This window comes from Frankia sp. CcWB2 (assembly GCF_977927585.1).
In genome coordinates this window covers 1,702-3,259 of record NZ_CDWRCM010000320.1, presented here as the reverse complement: position 1 = coordinate 3,259, position 1,558 = coordinate 1,702, and the positions used below count along the sequence as shown (strand labels likewise).

Sequence of the window (1,558 nt, the reverse complement as noted above, 5' to 3'; positions counted from 1 at the left end):
CCCAAACAGGCCCTAGGACCAGTATTTGCGGGAGGTTGGTACTAGCCAGTGCGTGAAGTTGGTAGTCTTCGATCATGAATCGGCCCTACCTCCCACGGCTCGTCGACGGCCTGATCCGTGATCTTCTGCAGGAACTGCCGGCACTACTGGTCGTCGGGCCGCGGGCCACCGGCAAGACCACGACAGCGGCCCGGCATGCCCGCACAGTTATCCGTCTCGATCAACCACGCGAGGCTGTCGCGTTCACCGCGGATCCCGACGCCGCTCTCCGCGGACTTCCAGACTGGACGAGTGGCAGATGGTTCCGACGGTGCTCGGCGCGATCAAACGTGCGGTCGATTCCGAGCCCCGGCCCGGCCGCTTCATCGTCGCCGGCTCCGTACGAACGGATCTCGAAGCCGACAACTGGCCTGGCACCGGCCGCCTGGTAAGAGTGCCTATGACCGGTCTCACCATACGAGAGATCATCGGCTGAGTCGACAGGCCGACCTTCCTTGATCGGATCGCGACAAGCGGCGCGGATTTGCTGGTCGTGCCGTCAGGCGCACCAGACCTTCGCGGCTACGTCGAGATGGCCCTGCGAAGCGGATTCCCCGAAGCCGCACTGCACCTCTCGGACCGCACCCGCGGCTACTGGCTGGAAAGCTACCTGGATCAGCTTCTCACCCGTGACGTCGAAATTCTCCATGAGAACCGTGACCCGTATCGCCTACGACGATACTTCGAGGTCCTGACTCTGAACTCCGCCGGTGTAGTGAACAGCAAGACGCTGTACGAAACCGCCGGAATCAACGCGAAGACCGCCGACGCATATGATCACCTACTAAGCAACCTGCTCATAGGAGTCGAAATGAAATAACTTGCGCGTTTCGAACCCTCCACAGGCCTGTGACCTGCGATGATGATCTCGATCACGTATTTGTTACTTCATTACGTCCCCATAGTCGAGGCGCTTCCTGCATGGACGACGAACCGACTCAAGCGGCTTGTCCGGACGACGAAGAAGTACGTCGTCGATCCCGGACTGATCGGCGCTGCCCTTCGCCTCGACGTCAACGCGACGCTCCGAGACGGCGATCTCCTCGGTCGGGTCCTCGACACCTTTGTGGCCGCGCAGGTTCGGGCCGAGCTTCCAGCCGGCTCTAGTAGAGCCCGCCTTCACCACCTGCGGCAGGAGGCCGGACGCCACGAGGTTGACATTCTCGCCGAGCTCGGCGCCGAGCAGGTGATCGGAATCGAAGTGAAGGCCGACGCGGCGCCCGGCAAGAATTCGGTACGTCATCTGACGTGGCTACGAGATGAACTCGGTGAACGCTTCATCGCCGGTGTGGTACTACACACCGGGCCGAGACTGTATCAACTCGACCCGAAGATCTTCGCCGCACCGATATGCACACTGTGGGGTTAGAACGGATCTCGCTCTGTCTTCGGCTCAGAACGGCTTAGGAGTCGAAATGAAATAACTTGCACGTTTCGAACCCTCCACAGGCCTGTGGCCTGCGATGATGCTCTCGATCACGTATTTGTTACTTCATTACGTCCCCTTAGAGCACAGGAT

At 60.4% G+C, this 1,558-nt stretch carries 3 protein-coding genes; all 3 read left to right on the top strand.

The features are described 5' to 3' along the window. The first annotated feature begins 298 nt into the window (after positions 1-298). From ACY45C_RS21110 to ACY45C_RS21100, 3 genes are read left to right on the top strand one after another with little or no spacing between them, the layout of a single operon-like run. Entirely contained in the window at positions 299-475 is a 177-nt protein-coding gene (locus ACY45C_RS21110; protein ID WP_462189297.1) for a hypothetical protein, read from the top strand. Between the two features lie 48 nt (positions 476-523). Beyond that, the gene (locus ACY45C_RS21105; protein ID WP_462189296.1) at positions 524-859 is read left to right on the top strand and encodes a hypothetical protein; all 336 of its coding nucleotides are present in this window, start codon (positions 524-526) and stop codon (positions 857-859) included. A gap of 39 nt (positions 860-898) precedes the next feature. Then, positions 899-1,408, top strand: a complete 510-nt coding sequence (locus tag ACY45C_RS21100; RefSeq protein WP_462189295.1) for a DUF4143 domain-containing protein — start codon at positions 899-901, stop codon at positions 1,406-1,408. Positions 1,409-1,558: the final 150 nt, after the last annotated feature.